The organism is Pseudomonas frederiksbergensis, assembly GCF_900105495.1.
Classification (GTDB): domain Bacteria; phylum Pseudomonadota; class Gammaproteobacteria; order Pseudomonadales; family Pseudomonadaceae; genus Aquipseudomonas; species Aquipseudomonas frederiksbergensis.
In genome coordinates this window covers 4,598,282-4,621,138 of record NZ_FNTF01000002.1, presented here as the reverse complement: position 1 = coordinate 4,621,138, position 22,857 = coordinate 4,598,282, and the positions used below count along the sequence as shown (strand labels likewise).

19 protein-coding genes are annotated in these 22,857 nt (G+C 55.0%); 15 read left to right on the top strand and 4 right to left on the bottom strand.

Going from position 1 to position 22,857, the window contains the following annotated elements:
* Genes BLW70_RS21660 through BLW70_RS21640 form a run of 5 tightly spaced genes read left to right on the top strand, consistent with a single transcriptional unit; the run spans position 1 to position 3,745 of the window.
* Positions 1-342: a hypothetical protein gene (locus tag BLW70_RS21660; protein ID WP_074877428.1), complete on the top strand. Its 342-nt coding sequence runs from the start codon at positions 1-3 to the stop codon at positions 340-342.
* The gene (locus BLW70_RS21655) at positions 339-830 is read left to right on the top strand and encodes a c-type cytochrome (RefSeq protein ID WP_074877426.1); all 492 of its coding nucleotides are present in this window, start codon (positions 339-341) and stop codon (positions 828-830) included. Before BLW70_RS21660 ends, BLW70_RS21655 begins: the two co-directional genes overlap by 4 nt.
* Positions 827-2,275: a cbb3-type cytochrome c oxidase subunit I gene (locus BLW70_RS21650; RefSeq protein WP_074877423.1), complete on the top strand. Its 1,449-nt coding sequence runs from the start codon at positions 827-829 to the stop codon at positions 2,273-2,275. Before BLW70_RS21655 ends, BLW70_RS21650 begins: the two co-directional genes overlap by 4 nt.
* Before the next feature lie 3 nt (positions 2,276-2,278).
* Positions 2,279-3,541, top strand: a complete 1,263-nt coding sequence (locus BLW70_RS21645; protein WP_074877421.1) for a cbb3-type cytochrome c oxidase subunit II — start codon at positions 2,279-2,281, stop codon at positions 3,539-3,541.
* Between the two features lie 3 nt (positions 3,542-3,544).
* Positions 3,545-3,745, top strand: a complete 201-nt coding sequence (locus tag BLW70_RS21640) for a hypothetical protein (protein ID WP_074877419.1) — start codon at positions 3,545-3,547, stop codon at positions 3,743-3,745.
* A gap of 92 nt (positions 3,746-3,837) precedes the next feature.
* On the opposite strand, the gene BLW70_RS21635 is transcribed toward BLW70_RS21640, so the two are convergent.
* From BLW70_RS21635 to BLW70_RS21620, 4 genes are all read right to left on the bottom strand, one after another.
* Positions 3,838-4,485 carry a response regulator gene (locus tag BLW70_RS21635; RefSeq protein WP_074877417.1) on the bottom strand — a complete coding sequence of 216 codons (648 nt, stop codon included), beginning with the start codon at positions 4,483-4,485 and terminating at the stop codon, positions 3,838-3,840.
* Between the two features lie 38 nt (positions 4,486-4,523).
* The gene (locus BLW70_RS21630; RefSeq protein WP_074877416.1) at positions 4,524-7,742 is read right to left on the bottom strand and encodes a hybrid sensor histidine kinase/response regulator; all 3,219 of its coding nucleotides are present in this window, start codon (positions 7,740-7,742) and stop codon (positions 4,524-4,526) included.
* Positions 7,743-7,821: 79 nt separating this feature from the next.
* Positions 7,822-9,009, bottom strand: coding sequence for a response regulator cyclic di-GMP phosphodiesterase PvrR (gene pvrR, locus BLW70_RS21625; protein ID WP_074877414.1), 1,188 nt, complete (start codon positions 9,007-9,009; stop codon positions 7,822-7,824).
* On the bottom strand, positions 8,996-11,818 hold the full coding sequence (locus BLW70_RS21620; protein ID WP_074877412.1) for an ATP-binding protein: 2,823 nt from the start codon (positions 11,816-11,818) through the stop codon (positions 8,996-8,998). The genes pvrR and BLW70_RS21620 overlap by 14 nt, the downstream gene beginning before the upstream one ends.
* Before the next feature lie 432 nt (positions 11,819-12,250).
* On the opposite strand from BLW70_RS21620, the gene BLW70_RS21615 reads away from it, so the two are divergent.
* The 10 genes from BLW70_RS21615 (at position 12,251) to BLW70_RS21570 (ending at position 22,760) form a co-directional block, all read left to right on the top strand.
* Positions 12,251-13,156, top strand: a complete 906-nt coding sequence (locus BLW70_RS21615) for a cation diffusion facilitator family transporter (RefSeq protein WP_074877410.1) — start codon at positions 12,251-12,253, stop codon at positions 13,154-13,156.
* A 239-nt stretch (positions 13,157-13,395) separates the two neighbouring features.
* Positions 13,396-13,971: a fimbrial protein gene (locus tag BLW70_RS21610; RefSeq protein ID WP_008041702.1), complete on the top strand. Its 576-nt coding sequence runs from the start codon at positions 13,396-13,398 to the stop codon at positions 13,969-13,971.
* A 66-nt stretch (positions 13,972-14,037) separates the two neighbouring features.
* The gene (locus tag BLW70_RS21605) at positions 14,038-14,733 is read left to right on the top strand and encodes a fimbrial biogenesis chaperone (RefSeq protein ID WP_074877408.1); all 696 of its coding nucleotides are present in this window, start codon (positions 14,038-14,040) and stop codon (positions 14,731-14,733) included.
* Between the two features lie 37 nt (positions 14,734-14,770).
* Positions 14,771-17,371: a fimbria/pilus outer membrane usher protein gene (locus BLW70_RS21600; RefSeq protein ID WP_074877406.1), complete on the top strand. Its 2,601-nt coding sequence runs from the start codon at positions 14,771-14,773 to the stop codon at positions 17,369-17,371.
* A gap of 29 nt (positions 17,372-17,400) precedes the next feature.
* Entirely contained in the window at positions 17,401-18,318 is a 918-nt protein-coding gene (locus BLW70_RS21595; protein WP_074877404.1) for a spore coat protein U domain-containing protein, read from the top strand.
* Positions 18,319-18,338: 20 nt separating this feature from the next.
* The gene (locus BLW70_RS21590) at positions 18,339-18,830 is read left to right on the top strand and encodes a fimbrial protein (protein ID WP_074877402.1); all 492 of its coding nucleotides are present in this window, start codon (positions 18,339-18,341) and stop codon (positions 18,828-18,830) included.
* A gap of 1 nt (position 18,831) precedes the next feature.
* Positions 18,832-19,353: a fimbrial protein gene (locus tag BLW70_RS21585; RefSeq protein ID WP_074877401.1), complete on the top strand. Its 522-nt coding sequence runs from the start codon at positions 18,832-18,834 to the stop codon at positions 19,351-19,353.
* Between the two features lie 800 nt (positions 19,354-20,153).
* The gene (locus tag BLW70_RS21580) at positions 20,154-21,572 is read left to right on the top strand and encodes a cytochrome ubiquinol oxidase subunit I (protein ID WP_074877399.1); all 1,419 of its coding nucleotides are present in this window, start codon (positions 20,154-20,156) and stop codon (positions 21,570-21,572) included.
* A 3-nt stretch (positions 21,573-21,575) separates the two neighbouring features.
* Entirely contained in the window at positions 21,576-22,583 is a 1,008-nt protein-coding gene (gene cydB / locus BLW70_RS21575) for a cytochrome d ubiquinol oxidase subunit II (RefSeq protein ID WP_074877397.1), read from the top strand.
* A gap of 15 nt (positions 22,584-22,598) precedes the next feature.
* Positions 22,599-22,760 carry a DUF2474 domain-containing protein gene (locus tag BLW70_RS21570; protein ID WP_008041684.1) on the top strand — a complete coding sequence of 54 codons (162 nt, stop codon included), beginning with the start codon at positions 22,599-22,601 and terminating at the stop codon, positions 22,758-22,760.
* Positions 22,761-22,857 lie beyond the last annotated feature (97 nt).

Sequence of the window (22,857 nt, the reverse complement as noted above, 5' to 3'; positions counted from 1 at the left end):
ATGGCCCGCCATTATCTGCCGTGCCTATTGGCATGCGCACTCAGTCCGACGCTCCACGCGCAAGAGTCGCCGGATGTGAATTTCGGCCAGGCGGTACATAGCATTACCGTGCCGCACAACGAGCCGTACCTGCTGGACGGGCCGGGACGTGCAGAATTTCTTCAGCAATGCGTGATTTGTCATTCGCCACGCTACGTCGTCATTCAGCCTACCTATCCCCGCAAAACCTGGGCGGCGGAAGTGGCGAAGATGCGCGACGAATACGGCGCGCCGATTCCCGATGCGGCGGTTGAGCCGATCCTCGATTACCTAATGTTCCTGCAAGGTAAGCCCGCGCCATGAGTGATGTTGAAACAAACGCCAGACACTCGAGCATCTCACGCGCGGCGCTGGTCATGCTGGTCGGCGTGTTGAGTCTGGGTACCGTTATCGCCTGGAGCGTGGTGCGCATGCCCGCGAGTTCGACCATTAGCCCGCGTGGCGACACCTTGCCCGGCGTGCCCCAAGGGACGGCGTTCGACCCGGGCCGCGCGTCTGCTCTGATCCAAACCGGCAAAGTGGTGGTTCGCCAGCGTTGTGCCGGTTGCCATGACGCGCAGCAACGGCTGGAAGGGCCGTCCTGGCAAGCGATTGTGGCGCGCTACCAGCAACATGTTGGCGCAGATCCCATGGGTGCCGATGCCTTGGCGCTGATGAATACCGCCATTAGCCACCCGCGTCCGGGATGGGACGGGTATACCCCGGGACCTTCAGCCATTGCTCTGACACCCGATGCACAACTAGGCGTGGCCGCCTGGATATTGAGTCATGCACGAGAAGAAAATAAATGAGAAGTCTTGATTCGGCATCGACCGGAATTGCTCAACGACCGCTGGAATATCTACCGCGCACCGACTACGACCTGATCAAGGCGCACAGTTACGCGGCGGTCATCACGCTATTTTTGTCCGCCATTGCCGGCCTGCTGGTCGCGCTCAAACTGACCCTGCCGGAGTTGCTGGGTAACCACGCGGCATTATCGTGGGGCAGGCTGCGATTCGATCACACCCAAGGCATCTTCTTCGGCTGGTTGGGTAACGCATTTTTCGCGTTCTGCTACCACATGGTGCCTCGACTGGCTGATCGTCCGGTGTACAGCCGCAAGCTTGGCTGGGGGATTTTCCTGCTCTGGAACTTCGGTGTGCTCTTGCCGGGATGGGCGTTGATTTCGCTGGGCCTGGATAACCAGTGGCTCGCGGTGCAGTCGCTGGAATGGGCAGAGTTCCCGATGCTCATCGATCTGTTCGCGGTGCTCGGCTTGCTGCTGATCTGCGTGCAGTTCGCCGGACCTTTCGTGCTCAAGCGTCAGTCCGGGGGGGTCTATATTTCCGTTTGGTACCTGGTAGGCGGCGCAGTCTTCAGTTTGCTGGCCTATCCAGTCGGGAACTTCGTCCCGGCCTTTATACCGGGGGCGCAGGGAGCGGCCTTCAGCGGACTATGGATTCACGATGCGGTCGGGCTGTTTGTCACCCCATTCGTGTTGGCGATTGCCTATTACATTATCCCGGCGACCACCCAGCGACCGATCTACAGCCATTTTCTTTCGATGATCGGATTCTGGTTTCTGTTTTTCTTCTATCCCTTGAATGGCACCCACCATTACGTCTATTCGGCAGTGCCGATGGATGCGCAGAAGGCGGCGATCATTGCCTCGGTGTACCTGGGGATGGACGTAATCCTTGTGGTATTCAACCTGTTGATGTCGCTGCGTGGGCAGGCGGCGAAAGTCGCCAGTGACGTGCCGTTGCGGTTCGTCTGGACCGGCATCATTTTCTACCTGCTGGTCAGCCTGCAAGGCGCTTTCCAGGCTTTGATGCCAGTCAATCGCTTGACGCACTTCTCGGATTGGGTCATCGGCCACTCGCATCTTGCGATGCTCGGTTTCGCCACCTTCATCGCTGCCGGCGGCATTGCCCATGCGTGGCAGCGGATACCGCATGCGCGCTACAACGACGCCGCCATGAACTGGGCCTTCTGGCTGATTACCGTTGGCCTGTTGCTGATGTTCGTCACGTTGACGGCCGGAGGGCTGGTTCAGGCGCACCTTTGGGCGAGCCCCGCGCCGTGGATGGATTCGGTTCGCGCATCACTTGCCTACTGGTGGCTGCGAGACATATCGGCAGTGCCGCTGCTGGCAGGTTTTGTATTGTTTTTCTTCGGGCTGATCACGGGGCCGCGATCGGCTTCGTGCAACGTTGCAGACCCTCGCTTCCACAGTGCAATGGCAGGAGCCTGATCCATGAAAACGGCTAATAGACACCGTGTTTTCAACAGCGTTTACCTGGTCATTTTTGTTGCCGGCATTGGTTTTTTTGCGTTGTCGTTCTACTTGCTGGGGATCTTGCCCGGTCAGGAACTGCAAAAGGAAATTGACGCGCGCGTACCCGCTGACATGGCCGATTACACGGCACAGGAAGAGCGGGGTAGAACTGTATATGGCCGTGAGGGTTGCGGTTATTGCCATACTCAACAGGTCCGTTTTGTTGCTGAGGACGTTGCCCGTTGGGGCGCGCCAACGCAGGCCTGGGAAACCCGTTTTGATTATCCGCAGCTGTGGGGCACGCGGCGTATCGGCCCGGATCTGGCGCGCGAGTCGGGTGTGCGCAGTAACGATTGGCAGCTTACCCACTTGTTCAACCCGCGCTTCGTCGTAGGCGACTCGGTGATGCCAGGGTATCCGTGGTTGTTTGACGGTGATGCTGCAAAACCCACAGCCGATGCGGTGAGTCTGGTGGCTTATCTACAAGCGTTGGGGCGGCCACGGATTGTCTCCGGTTACCACGATGAAACGGCGCCAGCGTCTTCGCCAATGGCCGCGGGACATGCCGACAGCATGGACACATCCACGCTGGCGGCGCGGCGCCAGGCGATCTCGGCACAAGCGCGGCTAGACGCAGCGGTGCCGCAATTCTCTCTGCCAGACAATCCGGAAGATTACTCGGTCGCTTTGGCCGCCGGGAAAACCGCCTTCGAGCAAAATTGTACGGCGTGTCACGGTGTGACGGGGGCCGGTGACGGACCAGGAGCCGCATCGCTTCTCCCGCGACCGGCAGATTTGCGCGCCGCCAGCTTCACCTCGGGGCGCATAGCAGATGCACTGTGGAATGGTCGCTATGGCAGCTCCATGCCGGCGTGGCGCGATCTCGACAACTCAACGCTTGCCGCGTTGACGGTGTACGTTCAGAGCCTGCACACCTCGCAAGCCTTACCAGAGACCGCTATCGGCGAAAGCGCTGTGCAGACCGCCACACTCTTCGAGAAAAACTGCAGCAGCTGTCACGGCGCAACTGGGCAGGGCGATGGCCCGGCAGCTCGCAGCCTGGCTCCGCGCCCGGCTAACTTTCAGCTCAAGCAAGGCAACCCTGACTATCTGGAAATGGTCCTGCGCAACGGCATCCCCGGCACCGCCATGCCACCATGGGAGGAAGTCTTGACCGATCAACAACGCCACAGTCTGGTGCGTTACTTGCGTTCTCTTTATCAACCTTCTGCTCAGGAATAACCCATGTTCGCTTTTATGGTCATCACCATGACGTTGATTGTCTTTGCCTGCACAATCGCCTGGCTGTCCAGCAAGGCAATGAGGAATTGGTCGGAGGTGCCCAAATACCAGATGCTCAAGCGAGAGCAGACCTACGAACGGGCGCAACGGCGTGACGTCGCCTTACTCGGTTACGAAAGCGCTGCGAAGAAAGCGACTGTTTGAATAGATTGATTGCGATCTGATAGTCCGATGTCGGCGTTCACGCTTATCCAGGTGAACGCTTTTTTTGATTGAATTCGGCTGATAAATCAGCCTCAGCTAAACACGTTGTTTTCCAGGCAATACGTCAGCAGATCCTGATCACTCGCAACATCCAGCTTGCGCATGGCCGCAATCTTTTGCGTGCTGATGGTTTTTGCACTTCGGGAAAGGTTGCGGGCAATTGTGGTTACGCTCTGCCCGGCGACAAACATGCGCAATATTTCGAACTCCTTGGGCGACAGCCGAGAGAGCCTTTCATCCAGCGCTACATTGGGCTCCTTCACACACGTCGGCGCCGGCTTGGCGCTGTTGAACGAACGACCTTGCGCCACGGCCATCAATGCCAATTGAATCTCGTCATGCAACTGGCTTTTCTGAATGACCCCAACGACGCCCAATTCATGTAGTCGCGTCAGGATCAACGGGCTGGAGATCATGGTCAGGACCAGGACTTTCACATCGGCAAAATGCCTGAGCAGGTATTCCACCAGCTTCAGGCCATCTCCATAAGGTGAATCAGCGGGCATGTTGAAGTCAGTGATCACAAGATCAACGGATTGACGCTTGAGCAACTCGATCAGCTCGTTCGAGCACATCGCTTCACCCACGACGCTAAAGCGTTCATCGCGCTCTATCAGCTCACGTACACCCAATAACACGATGGGGTGATCATCGGCGATCACGACGTTGAGTTTTGCCATGTTCGGCTTTCCCTGATTTATTGTTGAATGCATACGGATTACGCCAGCGCGTCGAGCATTGCTGCCAGTCGCCCCAGCATAGCGCCGATCTCGGTGGCCAAAGCCGGAGTAAGAGGCCGACCATCCAGGCGACTCTCGAGGCTGACGCACTCGTCCGCCAAACTGTCGGCCCGCACGGCGCCCAAAGCTCCGGCCATGCTGTGCAGATGGCGACCAAGTGCAGCCGCGTCGTTGTCTTGAAGTGAGGCCGTGACCTTGCCAATGTCCTGTTGCATGGTGCTGAAGAACAACGCACGCATTTTCGGCGAAAACTGCGGCTGATCAGTGCGAGGAACATCAGGTGCACGCTGGCCGGGATCAACAGCAGGTAATGGATCGGCAACTTTGCAATGTTTGAGCAATTGCGTGCGCAGCATGTGCAGGTTCAATGGCTTGACGAGCCAAGCGTTCATGCCCACCGCCGCACAATGTTCGCCTTCATCGCGCAGGGCATTGGCCGTGACGCCGATGATCGGCAAATCAGCATCGTTCCTGCGCAGCGCCCTGGCCAATTCATAGCCATTCATGACGGGCATGTTGACGTCGGTCAGCACCATGTCGAACAAGCCTGGCAGCCATTGGTTCAGGGCTTGTTCGCCGTTGGCCGTGGCGACCACTGTGCAGCCCAGCGCCTCAAGTTGCTCTTTGATGATTGCCCGATTGATCGGGTTGTCTTCGGCAATCAGAATGTTCAGATCCAGGCGTCGGACCTGCTCCGTGAGCGCCGTTCGGCTTCGTTTATCCGCACCTTGTTGCGCGAAACTGACCGCCCAAGCCATCGCCCGGATGTCATGCGCATCGACCGACCAACCCTCGGCCGTGTATTCCGCCGGGTTTGCTCCCGCGGTCGTGGCGATGACGCGCGGGCCGGCCCAGGCAAGTTTCGAGGACGGCAGCACATCCAGCAGCAGCGCTGAAGAGCCCGGCAAGTGTTTTGCGTCCGGCCCGAGGATGCGGGTTTCCTGGCCCAGTCGGTTGAACCATTTGCAGACATGCTGTGCCAGTTCGGGCGCCGGTGCCTGTACGTAAATCGGCGGCGCATCAGGCGCGAACTCAGGGCAGTCGCTCAATTGGCCTTCTGCGCAAGCCACATGCAAATGCAGAGAGAAACTACTACCCAGTCCGGGTTCGCTGACCACTTTCAATTGTCCGGCCATCAGTTCACACAGCCACCAGCAAATCGCCAGACCGAGGCCGGCGCCGGCTTCGCTGGACGCATCGCGCACTTGATAGAACGGATCGAACAGCTGCGTTTGCTGCGCTTGGGAAATGCCGATTCCGGAGTCGCTGACCTGCCATTGCAGGTTGGCGCCACCGGCGTTTTGATCAAGCAGCCGTAGTCGCAATACCACGCGGCCGTTGTCGGTGAACTTGATCGCATTGCTCAGCAGATTATTGAGAATCTGCCGGATGCGCAGCGGATCGCCTTGCACCCGGTCCGGGACCGACGAATCAATGCAGGCATAAAGCTGCAGGCCTTTGGCCTCGGCGAACGCACTGTAGGCGCGCAAAGTATCTTCGGTAAGCTCCAGCGGGCAGAAGTCCTGAGCTTCAATGGTCATCTGCCCGGATTCGATTTTCGATACATCGAGTACGTCGCTGATCAGCTGAAACAGGGTGGCCGACGAACGATGAATGGTGCGCAAGTATTCCTGTTGACGCGGCTTGAGATCGGTCAGGCCCAACAGTTCGAGCGTGCCTAGAACGCCGTACAACGGCGTGCGGATTTCATGACTCATGGTCGCCAGAAAGCGCGTTTTCGCCTCGTTCGCCGAATCGGCCGCACGCAATGCCTGCTCCAGTGCCGCGGCATCATTTATATGCCGGGTCACGTCATGGAATGCGCAGATCCAGACATCCTCGCCATGGTAGCGAGCGCCCACCACCCCCGCGTGCAGATGGCGCCCATCGATTTCGAGGTCGGTCTGCCCGGGGCTGGTCAGCGGGTGTTTCTGGTTGAGGACCGCGATCAGTCGGTCGCTTTGATGCCACTCCTGAATACGCTGGTTTTCCAGCAATATTTGATGATCACTGCAATGCACCACACACAGCCCGGTGGGCGCAGCGTCGATCACCGCGCGGCTGAATGCCTCGCTTTCGGCAATGCTCTGATGCGCTTGATGCGCGGGCAGCACCACGCGGGTTTTGTACCACCGGTTGAAGGCCCGGCCACCACCAACAGTGGCAATCATTAACGTCAAAACGCCGAGCAGTGGCCACCATGCGTAATCGATAAAGCTCTTGAAGCCGACTACGTAAACCGCTGCCCAGCGTTGCGGGCCTTCATTGGAAATCTTGAACACCAAACCGTCGAGGCGAACATTCAGCCCTTCGCTCAACGTCCGGTCGGGCGGCTCGGTGCCGACCAACAGATTGCCGTTGGGCGCGGTGAGTGTGAAGCGGTCGTAGATCGACCATTTCATGATGCGCTCGATATCGTTGATCTGGCTCAGGTTCAACAGCGATGCCACGACTACCCACGGACTGGCACCGTCAATGTCCAGTTGGCTTGCCGGCAGGTCGACATTGATGTAAGCCAGTACCCTCGGAGCGACGTCTTTATCCACTTCAGCGCCATAGCGAACCCAGTGAACCCGGCTGTCCAATGGTTGCGGATTTTTCTCTTGCAGGCGCTGCAATACGTGCGTCAGTACTTGCTGGAAGCTGACCCCCTGGATCTGCCCGGCGCCGCGTAATTGCCCGGCGGCGGGCACGGCGATATCAAAGTTGTCCGGGACGTTGAATAGAAATACCTGGGGCGACTGAAAGTGCGAGGCCGACCAGAATGCGCTGTAGTAACTGGCCAGGTGCGCGCCCAGCGCGAAGACCTTGGCGCGCTCTGCCGTTTCAATCGCTGCCGGGTTGATCTTGACGCTGAAGGGTAGGGAAAAAGATAGCTCTTGAGCCCGGTAAATCCCGCTGCCATGCTCGGGCATAGGTTCTTGAACAGACATGCTCATCCGCTGCGTATTCAGCGTGAGTCCCTTGGCACTCTGCTTGGCGATAGCGCTGAGGAAAGTGTCTTGTTCGCCAATGTTCTCCATCAGTCGGGCGAAGTGATAATGCACCGCATCACGCTGTTCGGCGACCATACGATTCAGGCCCCAGACGCTGAGACCAACCAACACTGATGCCAGACCGCACAGCATCACGACACCTTTATTCATGCGCAGCGAGCTACTGGCCAGTTTGTGCAGTAGCACATTGGGATGAGTCATTGGACCAGCCTGTTGGAGACGCTTGTATAAGCCTTGGACACCGCTACCTCTGATGAAACAAAATCTGTGCGCCAGGGATTCAATCCGCCACAGCCGGGCCGTCCTGGGTCAGCAGTTGCTGAAATTCGGATGATGACACCGCATGGGAAATGAGAAACCCCTGAACCTGAGTGCAGTTGATTCTACGCAATAGTGCCAGCTCCTGTGCTGTTTCCACGCCTTCGGCCACCACTGTGAGACCCAACTGACGTCCAAGTGCGACGATGCTGGTCAGGGCCAGAGTCAACTCTTCATTTTCGCCGCAGCCGTGCACCAGTGCCCGGTCAATCTTCAGTTCGGTGAACGGCGTTGACACCAGATTCATGTACGAACTGTAGCCCTGACCGAAATCATCCTGCGAAAGCCCGAATCCCTTCATGCGCAATCGGCACGCACCGGCGTAGAAGTTGCTGATGTCGTCTGGCATCGAACACTCCATCAGCTCGAAACAGATCATCGCCGGGACGCCATGGTGTTTGAGGACAAATTGCAGAATCCGGTCCGGCAGGTCCGGACTGTTAAGCAAGTGGGTGGGCAAGTTGATTGACACGGGAATCGCGTAGCCTTGAACGTCCCATAGTTTCTGCGCCTTCATCGCTTGCTCGAGAATACACCAGAGCAGGCTTTCCTCCAGGCCAAACGCCTTGAAGGCGGGCAGAAACATACCCGGCAACAGCACGCCATGCTCAGGATGGATCCAGCGCACCAGCGCCTCTGCTGCGACGATACGGCCGTTGACCAGCGACTTTTTTGGCTGGAACCAGGCTTGCAATTCACCGTTGTCCAGACCCGCGAGTATCGCCAGGTGATCAATTTCCGGTCCGGGCGGAGGCTGGGTGGCTTGATGCATTTTTCTCAACTGCTCGGTTAGCTTACGTAGTGCACCGCTCTTGACCGGTTTGGAAATAAGGCCGATGACGCTGACGCCTAGATTGCGCGCGGCGAGGCTGGCGCTGGTCAGCATGCGTCGGGAGGCGACGCTCATGATCGCCAGCGCGGGCCTTGAACCTGATGCTGCCAAACCCTGAATGAACTGGACGCCGTCCATCCCCGGCATCAGCAAATCAGTCAGCACCAGATCGAAGTCGTGCCTTTTCAGGAAGTCCAGCGCTACGCTGCCTTCTTGAGCGAACTTAAGATCAAAGTCTCCCAGCTCGCTGAACAGATTCCGTAAATACAGTTGCTGGAAAGGGTGATCTTCAACGATCAGGATACTAAGTGGTTTCATTAGAAGTTCTTTCGTAAGGCGCCAGTTGGTTGTGCAAGGCCTGCAACGTGAAAGGTTTGACCAGGCAATGGTTCATTCCAGCAGCCAGACACAGGGCTTCTTCGCCGCGCATGGCGTTGGCGGTTGCGCCGATGATCGGTACGTTGCAACCCATACGGCGCAACTCTCGCGCCAGTTCGTAGCCATTTTTGCGCGGCATGTTGACGTCGCTCAGAATCATGTCGAAGCGACCTCTGCGCCACATCGTCAGTGCCTCCTCACCATTGCCGGCAAGTTCTGCCGTACACCCTAGTTCCTGCAATTGGTCATGCAGGATCAACCGGTTGATGACGTTGTCTTCAGCCACCAGTATGTGCAAATGCAACTTTTTCAGCTGCCATTGCAGGTTGTCATTTTCCAGTTTGATTGCCGAAAGCCCTTGGGCCCGGCTGACAGCCTGATGAATGGCCTCCAGATAGTTGATGTTGACGACCCAGCCGCCGGAACCTGCTTGGGGTTCTTTGTAGCCCTCGCCGGTGGCCATCACCAGCGGCCCCGTCCATTCAGGGGCCAGGCGCGCTTCGTAGCAACCGGGATGCAGCTCAAGCAGCACGCTGTCTGGCGTATCGGTGCCGCGCGAAGGGCGCTCGAGTTGCGGGCGTGCGCCCCATCGACGTAACCAGCCGCTCATGGCTTCCGCGAGTTCGCGAACGGGTGAAAGCACAAACACCACTTTTGGCAACAACGGCGTGAAACTGTCATTCAACGCGGGGCTTGAGGGCTGTTCCAGAGAGAGAGTCAGCGAAAAACTGCTACCCAGTCCGGGTTCGCTGACCACGCGGATACTGCCATTCATCAAGTGAGTGAGGCGCTGGCAAATGGGCAGACCGAGGCCAGTACCGGCGATCACGTTGGCGTGGCCGCGAGTTTGGTAGAAGGGTTCAAAAATTCGTGTCTGGTCCTCCTGGGTGATGCCTTTTCCAGTGTCCGAGACTTGCCAGAACAAGTTGGCGCGCTCGCCGTCGCGGCCAATCAAACTCACGCGCAGGACGATATGGCCTGCGTCGGTGAATTTGACGGCGTTGCTCAGCAGGTTGTAGAGAATTTGGCGGATGCGCGACACATCGCCGATCATCCGTTCCGGCAATTTCGGATCAATCACCGCGTATAGATCAAGGCCCTTGCCGTGGGCTGCTGCTGAGTATCCCTGGATCACTTCGTGAATCAGTTCGAGTACGCTGAACTCTGTGAGTTCGAGTGCCAGTTGCCCTGCTTCGATTTTCGATACATCGAGTACGTCGCTGATCAATTGCAACAGCGTCGCAGATGATCCTTCGATGGTGCGCAGATAGTTGGTTTGTTGCGCATCCAGTTCGGTTCGGGCCAGCAATTCCAAGGTGCCCAACACGCCATATAAAGGCGTGCGGATTTCATGGCTCATGGTGGCCAGGAACAGGGTTTTTGCTTCGTTCGCTGCATCGGCCAGTTGCCGCGCCTGATCCAGCGCATCTTCAATCTGAGTGCGGGTGCTGATGTCACTGAAGGCGCAGAGCAACACGTCTTCGCCCTTGTAACGGGTGGGCGCGCAACTCAGGTACAGGTGACGACCGTCGGCGGCTTCGAAGTAGTCAGTGACTTGCGGGTTCATCTCATCGAATGCCTGGTAGATCCAGCGCGGACTGAGCCGTTCACGCTCACCACTCTGGCCCAGCCATTGCTGTGACAAGGTGTTTTCCAGCACCACCTGGCCGTTGGCGCGCCTCAGCACACACAGCGCAACGGGTGCGGTCTGAATCACGTCGCTGCTGAATAGTTCGCTTTCGACCAGCGCCTGGATCCGACTGATGGTGGGCGTGATAAACCGGTATTCGAGGCGTCGAATCACAATCCACACCAGGCTGATGCTGAACAGGCAGAACAGTAGGGCGCCGCCAAGTCGTGGCCATAGAGCAATGAGCACATCCCGCAAATCGATGGAGTAGACCAATTGCCAGTCGGATGACTTCAATTGTTTGCGCATCACCAGATTATCGGGCAGAAAATTTTTTCCAACAAAGCCAAAGAAATTCTGACGCTGCATTTGCATGAGATTTTTACAGATCTGTGCAGGTTGGCTGTTGCTGAACAGCAGCATGCCGTCGGGGTTGAACATCATGAACTGCCCGGCGCTTTGATCATCCAACGCATGGGATACTTCGCGACCGTCCATCTCTAGTCCCAACCACCCGGAATCGAGGTCGTGCGCATCAAGGCGAATGAATATGTATAACTGAGAATGGCTGGACGATTGATTGGTCAGCCATAACTCGTCCATCGCACTGGAATTCTCACCTTTCAACGCTTGCAAGCGTTCGAGCATTGCCTGGGGAAAATCGGCCACGGTCGGTGTTGCCGTATAAAGCCTTTTCACCTGAAGATTGTTGCCACTGCTGACGTACAGCAAGTTGACCTGCTTGCTCGTCAGATATTGCCGAATCCGCTCGCTCAGCCAAATGCTCCATTGCTTGCCGCGCGTATTGCCCAGCAGTAAATGGATTTCTTCCGGTGATACTTGCGGCTTTACGCCATCGGGCTTGCGAATCGCCGACAGGCTAAGGCTTTCGAGCAGCGCTTCGCGGGTGGTGAAAAAGGTATGGGCTTCAGCAATCGCACTGCTCATGTGGCTGCGTCTGCGCGACACTTCGGCGTTGAACGTCAGCAGCAGGAAACTGTAGACGCCGCTTAGTATACCGACGAGCAAAACCACGCCAAAAATACGCAACAAACGTCTTGCGGCGTTTGGCGTAGAGAGGAGGGGATTGATCTGGTAAAGGTAGTTCTTCAGTTTCATCCGAATACCCTATCGATAGGATATTTGAGCGGGTATCAGGCGATTCCTAAAACTGGCGCTCTTTGTCTTTATTCGCTGGCGTAGCGGTCACATCGTTTTAGTTTAGTGTCGTAAAAACTTATAAGCCGCAGAGGACTGTCTGGCTCGGTAAGGCTTTTGTGTATTTTCATATGGCGATTTTCATTGGTTGATCAAGCTGACTCACACGGCTATAACGATAGGAACATAAGACGATTCCTAAATATCAATAATTTTTTCTTTGCAGTGCTATGGCAGCTTTCCGGGACAAGGGTTGTGTGTTCGTATATAGGACGATTCTTATATACATTTGCTAGTATATTTCACGAAATTGCGTAAAGACTGTCGCGTAGACTAGGCTTCGCAAGATTAGCCGTGCTAGGCGGCGAGTTGAATTATGTTGTAGGAGGCTATGTGAGTAACCGTGTTGAGCAGACAATGCTCAAACAATCGACCGCTCTGATGTTTGCTGTGGCAATTGCCGCTATCATCACGGGGTTTTTTTCTGGCTCCCAATCGATTTTGTTCGATGGGTTTTTTTCGTTGGTCGCAACCTTCATCAAAGTTCTAATGCTGATCACCGCCAAGTTGATTGCCAAGGAAAGCAACCAGCGCTTCCAGTTTGGCTTCTGGCACCTGGAGCCGATGGTACTGCTCATCGAAGGCAGCTTTCTGTTATTGATTGCAATTTACGCCTTCCTCAGCGGTATGTTCGGCATAGTCAATGGTGGGCGCGAGGTCGAATTGAGCATCGTGATCCCTTTTGCGGCAGTACTTAGCGTCGTCTGTTTGGGCTATTTCTTCTACGTCCGCTATCGCAATCGTACGTTGAAATCTTCGCTGATCCAGTTCGACAATATCAGTTGGCTGGTGGATGCAATGCTTTCGATCGGCTTGCTGGTTAGCTTTCTCACCGCGTTGGTGCTCAAGTCGCAAGGCTATGGCGCATGGGCCGCTTACGTCGATCCATCTGTCCTGATCCTGTTGGGGCTGAGCATGCTCGCGCCGGCGCTTAAGATCTTAAGGCCAGCGTTACGCGATGTACTTGGGATCGTCCCCGATCAGCTAGATGAAAAAGTTCGCCGAGTGATGGACGAGGTTAAAGCTAATCAGGGTTTTTCCGAATACGTCTCGTATGTTCAGAAGCATGGACGTGCGCGGTTTATCGAAATTCATGTAGTGTTGCCGATGGATTATCAATTGCAGGATGTGGGAAAGCTAGATGCACTCAGGGAACAGATTTCCGCCAAGCTTGGCAAGCCAGACACAACACGATGGTTGACCATCTGTTTTACCGGAGATCGAAAGTGGATTGCCTGATTTTCTTAAGGATCAAACGAGAGCGCGCATGACCGCATGCGACTACCAGTAGTAAGTGAGTGAACAGCGTTTTGGCCTTGCCGCGCATTTTTATTCGTGAAGATAAGTGGTGTTTAAGAATCGTCTTATGGGGTAGGCGCATGTTGCAGTGCATTATTGAATCACCTGCTACGGCAAGCCGTGGAACAGGGACGTTAAATGATGAAATTGCACATCTACTACAGCTAAGGGTAACTTTCATGGTTAAGAATATCTGTAAATGCACCGCTCTGTGTGGTTCCTCATTGTTGATCCTGATGGCCGCCGTCAGTGCACAAGCATCGGACGGCCAAGTTGAATTCACGGGTTCGATCAATGACAACGCTTGTACCATCAGTACCGAGAATGTGAAGAAGTCGGTTGATTTGGGGCAGGTCCGCGTGGGGGACTTCGCCAACACGGTCGGTGCCACCGCTGGATCCGTTCCGTTTTCAATCTCGCTGGAAAACTGCAGCAGTGCCACATTGAAAAATGCGGCGATCACCTTCCGCGGACAGCAATCGTCTTCCGATCCAACGATCCTGGGCATGACCGGTGCCAATCAGGTAGCGGGGGTCGGTATTCAAATCAACGATGCCCGCACCGGAGCCAAACTACCACTCAACACCGCCAGCACGGATTACGTGTTGCGCCCGCAGTCCAATACCTTTGATTTCACCGCATCTTATGTGCGCCTGGTTGCAGACACAGAGGGTGCTGATGGTAAGCCTGGTGTTCGCGGTATCGGCACCGGCCAGGTAAATGCACTGGCCAGTTTCGATGTGACCTACAAGTAATCATGATATTAACGCCAGGGGTCGAATTCAGTAGCGAGCCCTGGTGTTAACCGAGGACTATTTATCATGCGCTTAAAAGTTGCGGCCTTTACGGCTCTGGCGGCGTGTTTTTGGTTGCCCCAGCTTCAGGCGGGCGTCAACGTGGGCACCACACGCGTGGTTTATCAAGGTAAAGACAAAGAGGCGAATCTCTCTCTGGCCAACACCGATGATGATTCTCCTTATTTGGTTCAGTCTTGGATAAGTCCTTATGATAATCGCGATACCAGTGCCGATGAGTTTATTGTTACTCCGCCGCTGTTCAGGCTCGATGCGAAAAGTCAGAACATTCTGCGAATAATCGCGACCAACGTACAGAACTTGCCTGGCGACAGGGAGAGTCTGTTCTTTGTCAACGTCAAGGCTATCCCGGCGGTGAGCGCCGAGCAGCACAGTCAGAACGTACTGCAGATTGCATTGAAAACAACGATCAAGCTTTTTTATCGCCCGGAAAACTTGAAGGGGTCACTGAAGGATGCTGTTGATCAACTGCAGTGGAGCGTTGATGATGGCAAACTTAGTGTTCGTAATCGCTCAGGTTTTAATGTGGTGGTGAGTGAGGTATTGGTTAATAACACTATTAACAAAGATTTGCCTGAGGTCATTAAGCCAGTTAGTACGCTGCAGTCCGCACAAGCACTTAAAACGGGCGATACAATTGTACTGAGTTACATAAATGAATACGGCAGCACCGTCAAGGCAGCCCCCGTTACAGTTCACTGAGCATTAAGGTTCTAAATTTTAAAGAAAGGACTCTCTCATGCCTCGTTTGCGCATGTGTGCTTATGCGCGCCTACCAAAGTATTGGAGTTGCTTTGCCCTGATTACTTCAGGACTGACAACCCCAGTGGTTTACGCGGATTACAGCTTCGATGCTTCATTTTTGGAAATTGGCGGAGGTAACACTTCGACCGAAGTGGCCGAGCAAGTCAAGACCATGAGCAAGGGGCAATTGCCGGGCGTGTACCGTGTCAATGTGACCGTCGATAATCGGAAGGTAGAGCAACGTGACTTGCGATTCGTTCAGGAAGCAGCGGATCAGAAACCGACTCCCACGGGATTGTTCCCCTGTTTCAGTGTTGATGACCTGGCAGCGTTGGGGGTTGAATCGAGTCGGCTTGCCCAGGCCGATATCAGTGCCGACCAATGTGTCTACTTCAACAGTGATTTGGCTGATATCACCTATAGCTACGACTTTCATAAGCAGCATCTGGATCTGCAGATTCCGCAGGCGTACATCGGCAGCGTTCCGTTTGCAATCAGGCGCAAAAGCTGGAGTGACGGGGAGCAAGTAGCCTTCTCCAACTATAATTTTTCCGGTAGCCATTACGAAGCGTCATACGGCAATCGTCAGTCACAGTTCGGTAGTTTGCGCAGCGGTATCAATACCGGTGCCTGGCGCTTGCGTAATTTTTCGACCTGGCAGAAAAGCACCAACGTCGAGGGCAATTGGAAATCGGTAGATACCTATGCCCAGCGCGATCTGGGCGACATGATGGCCATTGCCACAATCGGCGAGAGCTCTACCGATAGCGAACTATTCGACTCCATTTCCTTTCGCGGTGTCGGCATCGAGTCGGACCTGGACATGCTGCCTGAAGACTCGCGCAACTTCGCGCCCGTCGTGCGTGGCGTGGCAAACGGTCGATCATTGGTCACGTTACGCCAGCGCGGTTACGTGATCAGTGAACAATGGGTGCCTTCCGGTCCGTTCGCGTTAAAGGATCTTTATTCAACCTCCAGTAACGGCGATATCGAGGTGAGTGTCGAAGGCCCCAATGGCGAGCGTCAGGTCTACACCCAGTCGTTTTCTTCGGTGCCCTACATGATGCGTGAAGGCCAGCAAAGCTACTCGTTGACGGCAGGGCAGTATCGACCGGCTGATGGGGCGATCAGTCAGGAAAAACCAGCCTTTGTGCTGGGCACGTTGCGCCGCGGATTGAGCGACGGCACGACGCTGTTTGGCGGCGCCATAGTCAGTGATCAATACAAGTCATCGCTATTGGGTTTTGCTTACGATTTTGCCGGCGTCGGTGCGATTTCCGTCGACGTGACCCACGCGGTGAGCGATGACATGGGGGTTGAGGCTAAAACGCTTTCGGGTCAGTCCTATCGTTTTCGCTATTCCAAAACGTTAGACCTGACAGATACCAACTTCAGCCTGATTGGCTATCGCTATTCCACGAGCGGTTATTACAGCTTCAATGAGGCGGTCAATGCGCGCAGTAATCGTTCGTTAACCCCCTATGTCGATGAGGCCCTGGACAGCAGCCGGGCATTTTCGCCGTACCTGCAAGGCCATATGAAAAGCAGCTTCACTGCCAGCGTATCGCAGCAATTGGGCGGTTACGGTGGCATGTTCGCCAGCCTGACCAAGACGGATTACTGGAATATGGCCAAGAGCAACACGTCGTTGCAGCTGGGTTACAGCTTCAGCGTGGGCTATGCCTCTTACAATCTGGGGTTGGCGCAGAACAGCAGCAGCGGTGACGACACCCGCAGCCTGTCCTTGAGCGTGAGTATTCCTCTGGGACAGCCTGGCAGCAGCAGCCGTATTGGTTTCAGCAGCAACCAGGATTCCAACGGCGGAGCCACTCGTTCAGCCACCTTCAGCGGCTCCAAGTTCCAGGACGATGCGCTGTCCTACACCTTGGGCGTCAACCAGCAGGTCAGTAATGATGAACGGGTCGTGGGAGGTTCGGTTGCCGCACGTTACAACGGTGCCAATGGAATTTGGCACGGTTCGTATAACAGCGATAAAAACAATCGGCAATTGGACTATGGCGTAGAAGGGGCTGTCGTCGCCACGCGGGATACTGTGATGTTTTCTCAGCCGCTGGGGGAAACGAATATTATCGTGGCCACACCCGGTGCCGCCGATGTCGGCGTGTTGACCCGAAGCGGCGTTAAGACCAACAGCAGTGGCTACACGATTATTTCGTCGGCCCAGCCTTATCGTAATAACCGAGTGTCGCTCAACACTGACTCGTTATCCGATGATGTCGATATTCCTGGACTGGTCCAGGAAGTCACGCCTAACCGCGGCGCTTTCGTGTTGGCTAATTTTCAGACCCATAACGGTCGTCGCCTTCTGGCCAGCGTCACCACACAGCAGGGCACGCCCGCACCGTTTGCAGCACAAGCCCAAGTATTCGATCTTGAAGGCAACTTGCTGAGCGACGCGATGATTGCAGACAAGGGCAGGGTGTTCCTGACCGGTGTGCCAGACAAGTTCCGACTGGTCATCAAGGTTAACGACAAACTTTGGTGTAGCGAGAACCTGGACTTAAAACAATACAACCTGCCGCCAACGGGCATTGGTCAGTTTAAGGTCACTTGCACCCCCCCTCCAAAAAAATAACGGCTGACGATAACGAATGAGGTGTTCCTGTGCACGATCTGACAATGGGGAAATTTACCTGGATAAGAAAATTCCAGTGCTGCTTTTTTATTGTTTTTTTCAGCCTTGTCAGCCAATACGCTCTGTCTGCTGACCCGAAACTTAGTTTAACTTGCAGCAACACCGAGAAGACCTTGAGTCTAAAAGAGGTCATTCCACTTAGTCCTTTTCAGACCCGCTTTGCAGGAACTTGCAAAGTCAACTCAATCATTGCGGTAGGTGGATACTACACCCAAGCCCAGTATGGGCAGTCCAACACGGGGCGAGACTTAACGGTAGTGGCAGCGGCAACTGGTTATGACGTGCCCTATGAGAGTGCTCCAGCAAATACTACTTGCTTTGAACCGGGCAATTGTGACGGTTACCTAGCAGTCGGTGATACTTTTTCATACGATTTCATCATCTCTGGAACCACTAGGACCACGCCAGGATTATATTTTGGGGGGGTGACCTTATATGGAATCGATACGGCTTTCGCGGGTAAAGTCGTCATCGGGGCGGTGAATGTCGCCTACACGGTTGTTCAACCTACTTGCTCCATCAGCTCAGCGTCCCATCTTGCCCTTGGGTTCGGTGCGCTTACGAGCAACGACTTCGCCTCGTCGCAGCAGGTGGCTGAAATTAGCTTGAGCTGCACCAAAGCCACGCAGGTCAATGTCACGCTTGTACCTACTCAAAACGCGGTCACTGGCTCCCCTGGTGTATCCGCAACCACCCTTAGCGGTTTATCCATGGCCGCCACATGGGTCGACAGCCGCACCGCCGTTGTTTTTAACACGCCACGCAGTCTTGCAATGAGCGCGGGTACAAACCTCATCCAACTTGGGTTCCGGCCCCAACTCAATGCTGGCAGTTCCCCTGTCGGGGAATTTTCCAGCCAGTACACACTGAACATTGTCTATCCCTGATCTTACAAAGGAACTTGATCATGAAATTGCCTCTGTCGCTGACCGCTGCCGTTGTCGTGATGCTGACCTGCCGGTCTGCACTCGCGATTACCGATACTGTCACCATTAATGTATCTGGCACTCTCACCAGGCCGCCTTGCACGGTGACCAGCAGCAAGACGTTGAGCGTGAATTTCGGCAGCCTGCGTTATGACCAAGTCTCCTCCGCGCCAGTGATCCCTGTGCCCATTACGCTGTCTTGTCCGGCGAACTCTTCCTTGAGTGTCAGCGTCAAGGCCTCGAGCGCCACGGCCGGCTCGACCACCCGGGCGGCAACGAACAAGGCCAATCTGGCGTATACGCTGACGCTGGACAGCGACAGTTCGGAAGTTGATATCACGGGGGCGAAACGTACGCTGACCGCGCAAAGCGGCACCGTAGACTTGAGCATGAAGGCAAAGCTCGTTGCGACGGGTGCGCTCACCGAGGGTGATTTCAGTGCTTCGACGATGATCAGTATCGAGTACTTGTGATATGTCAATGGTCGTCAGAGTGATGCTGTGGGGGACGTTATTGTCTGCGGTCATGCTTTGCTCCACCAAGACCATAGCCGCCAATACCACCCGTCTCGACATCAGCGGCAGCCTTATCAAGCCACCCTGTACCGCCAACTTTGGGGCGACGCAAAGCGTTGATCTTCCCAGCGTGAGTCTCAACTCATTGAAAATGGGGCTTAACGAGTGGACAGACGTTGCCCTGGGTTTCCAATGTACCCAAGGCAGTAAGGTGCAATTGCGCTTCACTGCCGGCAACGGCGCTTACGACGCCGCTACGTTGCGTACTACGTTGGACAAACTGGGATTGAAAACCCGTCTGAGCGACGTGACAGGCACTGTCCGCGAAGTGGATTTTAACTTTGGCGAGCCACTGACGTTCTTGGTCGAGGCGACAGCGCTCAATCTCAAGCTTTCGGTCAAGCCGGTACTCGGCGCACAGGAGTTACCTGCGGTTGGCAGTTATAACGCAACCCTGATGATGGAGATCGTTTACCTGTAGCGCCAGGCTTTAATTAATGAAATAGGTTGGTCGTTTTTTCCGAGAAACTGCACCTCTTCCCTCCGTTAAAGAGCCCTAATACCGGCGTGCTCGAAAGAAAAAATGTCCCGAACTTTGTAATAGTCTCGGGCGTTTACCCTTGTCAGCGATTTAGCCTCGATTTTATATACGCACTCCGTTCGCCATACTGCTGAGTTAATCGAGCCTCGATCACCCATGGGTCATGATTCTCGACAGCTGTTTGTACCTTGTAGCATCGCCCTGATAAATGTTGCGTTAAGCATCATGTTCACGACAGAGTTGCCGCGTCAAAAGCCTTATCGGTAAAATCGATAAGGCTTGCCGATAATACGGTAAAAAGCCGATAAGAAAATGACTTAAACTACACACCTTCACATCAGGAGGATTGCTATAACGCGTAATCACGCATAAGAAGTATGAGCATCATACGGGTCGTAGTTGTTCTTAATGGCTTTGCTGAGCTCCATTCCTATCGTTCTTGGAAAAATCGAACGTGGGGGTTTTATGGGGCGTCAGTCTCGCGTGGTTTAACACTTATTCACGGGGCGGAGTCTTTAAGTCAAGACTCACCGTGCTCCAATGATTTGCGTGTTGTATTCAGTTCTGGTGGTTGAAGTTTGGTTAATGATCTTTTGCTGATTTAAAAGATTTGAGCCGGCTTACCTTCCGTGATTCTGCGTGCCATCTCGGCAGAGAAAGTACATCGGTAATGTAGAGCGCAGTCACTTATTTAAAAGTGCGGGCGCAGTCATGCTTTATCTGCATACAAGAGGGCAGTTATGTTTAACCTACAGGCATTAGACTTGGCGCGAATGCAGTTCGCATTTACGGTGTCGTTCCATATTCTGTTCCCGGCTATCACCGTCGGTTTGGCTGGTTACCTGGCCGTTCTTGAGGGGTTGTGGCTCAAGACTCGTAACGACACCTACCGTGATCTATACCACTTCTGGTCGAAGATTTTTGCGGTCAACTTCGGCATGGGCGTGGTGTCCGGCATTGTGATGGCCTATCAGTTCGGTACCAACTGGAGTCGTTTTTCGGACTTCGCCGGTCCCGTCACCGGGACTCTGCTTACCTATGAGGTGCTTACAGCCTTCTTTCTTGAGGCGGGCTTTCTGGGCGTAATGTTGTTCGGCTGGGGCCGCGTCGGGCGCAGACTGCATTTTTTCTCGACCGTAATGGTGTCTCTTGGAACGCTGATTTCGACCTTCTGGATTTTGGCGTCCAATAGCTGGATGCAAACCCCTAATGGCTTCGAAGTCGTTAACGGGCAGGTGATTCCGACGGATTGGCTGGCGGTCATTTTCAACCCGTCGTTACCGTACCGCCTCGTACACATGTCGATCGCTGCGTTTGTTGCCACCGCCTTCTTTGTCGGTTCATCGGCTGCCTGGCATCTGTTGCGCGGCCGTGATAACCCGGCGATCCGCACCATGCTGTCGATGGCCATGTGGATGGCGTTGATCGTCATGCCCATTCAGATCATGGTCGGTGATATGCACGGCTTGAATACGCTGGAACATCAGCCGGCAAAAATCGCTGCGATTGAAGGTCATTGGCAAAACCGTGGTAACGAACCGACGCCGCTGATTCTGTTCGGCTGGCCGGACATGAAAGCCGAGAAGACTGGATACACCGTCGAAATTCCGTACCTGGGCAGTCTGATATTGACCCATAGCCTGGAGAAGCAGGTTCCCGCACTGAAATCGTTTGCCCCTGAAGATCGCCCAAACTCGACCATTGTGTTCTGGTCGTTCCGGGTCATGGCTGGCCTCGGCATGTTGATGCTCTTCACCGGATTGTGGAGCTTGTGGTTACGCAAACGCGGAACGCTTTACCAGTGCCGCCCCTTTCTGTACTTGGCGATGTTCATGGGGCCGTCCGGTTTGATCGCGATTCTCGCCGGTTGGCTCACCACTGAAATCGGTCGTCAACCGTGGGTGGTGTATGGCCTGTTGCGTACTGCCGATGCTTCCTCAAACCACAGCGTGGCACAGATGAGCCTTACCCTGGTGCTGTTTGTGGTGGTGTATTTCGCGCTGTTCGGTACCGGTTTCGGCTACATGATGCGTCTGGTGCGCAAGGGTCCGAAGACCAACGAAGGCGCAGAAATCAGCCACGCAGGTCTTGGTCTTTCCGCTACCGACGACACCGTTGAAGGCGATCACCGCCTTAGCCCGAACAAGAAGGGGAACTGAGTGATGGGTATTGATCTTCCATTGATTTGGGCCGTGGTCATCATTTTCGGCATCATGATGTACGTGATCATGGACGGCTTCGACCTGGGGATTGGCATTCTCTTTCCGTTCATTCCGGGCAAGACCGATCGTGACGTGATGATGAACACAGTCGCCCCCATCTGGGATGGTAACGAGACCTGGCTCGTACTGGGTGGTGCGGCGCTGCTCGGTGCCTTCCCGTTGGCTTACTCGGTGGTGTTGTCGGCGTTATATCTGCCGCTGATTCTGATGCTGTTCGGGCTCATATTCCGGGGCGTGGCCTTTGAGTTCCGCTTCAAGGCCAAAGAACATAAACGTCATATCTGGGACAAAGCTTTTATCGGTGGTTCGCTGGTCGCCACATTCTTCCAGGGCGTGGCGCTGGGGGCGTTCATCGATGGTATACCGGTGGTCAATCGACAGTTCGCTGGTGGTGAGCTGGACTGGTTGACACCCTTCAGCCTGTTCTGTGGCGTGGCCTTGATCGTTGCGTATGCCTTGCTGGGTTGTACCTGGCTGATCATGAAAACCGAAGGCAAGTTGCAAGAACTGATGCATAACCTGGCTCGGCCGCTGGTTCTCGTGCTGCTGGCGGTAATTGCTATCGTCAGTATCTGGACGCCACTGACCCATCCCGAAATTGCCGCTCGCTGGTTCACCCTGCCGAACCTGTTCTGGTTCCTGCCGGTGCCGATCCTGGTGCTGGTCACAACCTGGTGCCTGCTCAAGGCGGTGGCGCGTAACGCACACTACACGCCGTTCCTGCTGACCCTACTGCTGGTATTCCTCGGCTACAGCGGTTTGGGCATCAGTCTGTGGCCGAACATCGTGCCACCGTCCATTTCAATTTGGGAGGCTGCTGCCCCACCGCAAAGCCAGGGCTTTCTCCTGCTGGGTACCTTGTTCACTATCCCGTTCATCTTGGGTTACAGCTTCTGGAGCTATTACGTGTTCCGCGGCAAGGTCACCCACGAAGACGGTTACCACTAGCGGAGGGCTGCTCCAATGGACAGTAAGACAATTGTTGAACCGGCCGAGCATAAGCCACTACTGCGGCAGAAGTTGGGCTGGATGCTGGTGATTTATGTGGGCAGTGTGGCGGCACTGGGTGTGTTTGCCATGCTGATCCGACTGTTCATGCAGGCGGCGGGGATGAAGTCGCACTGACCAACATTCTGATACCAGATACAGCCTCTTCAAAGGTCGAGCGTTGCCCGAAGAGGCTGTTATTAGCCGAGCTGCGAAATTGCGATAAGCAACTCAC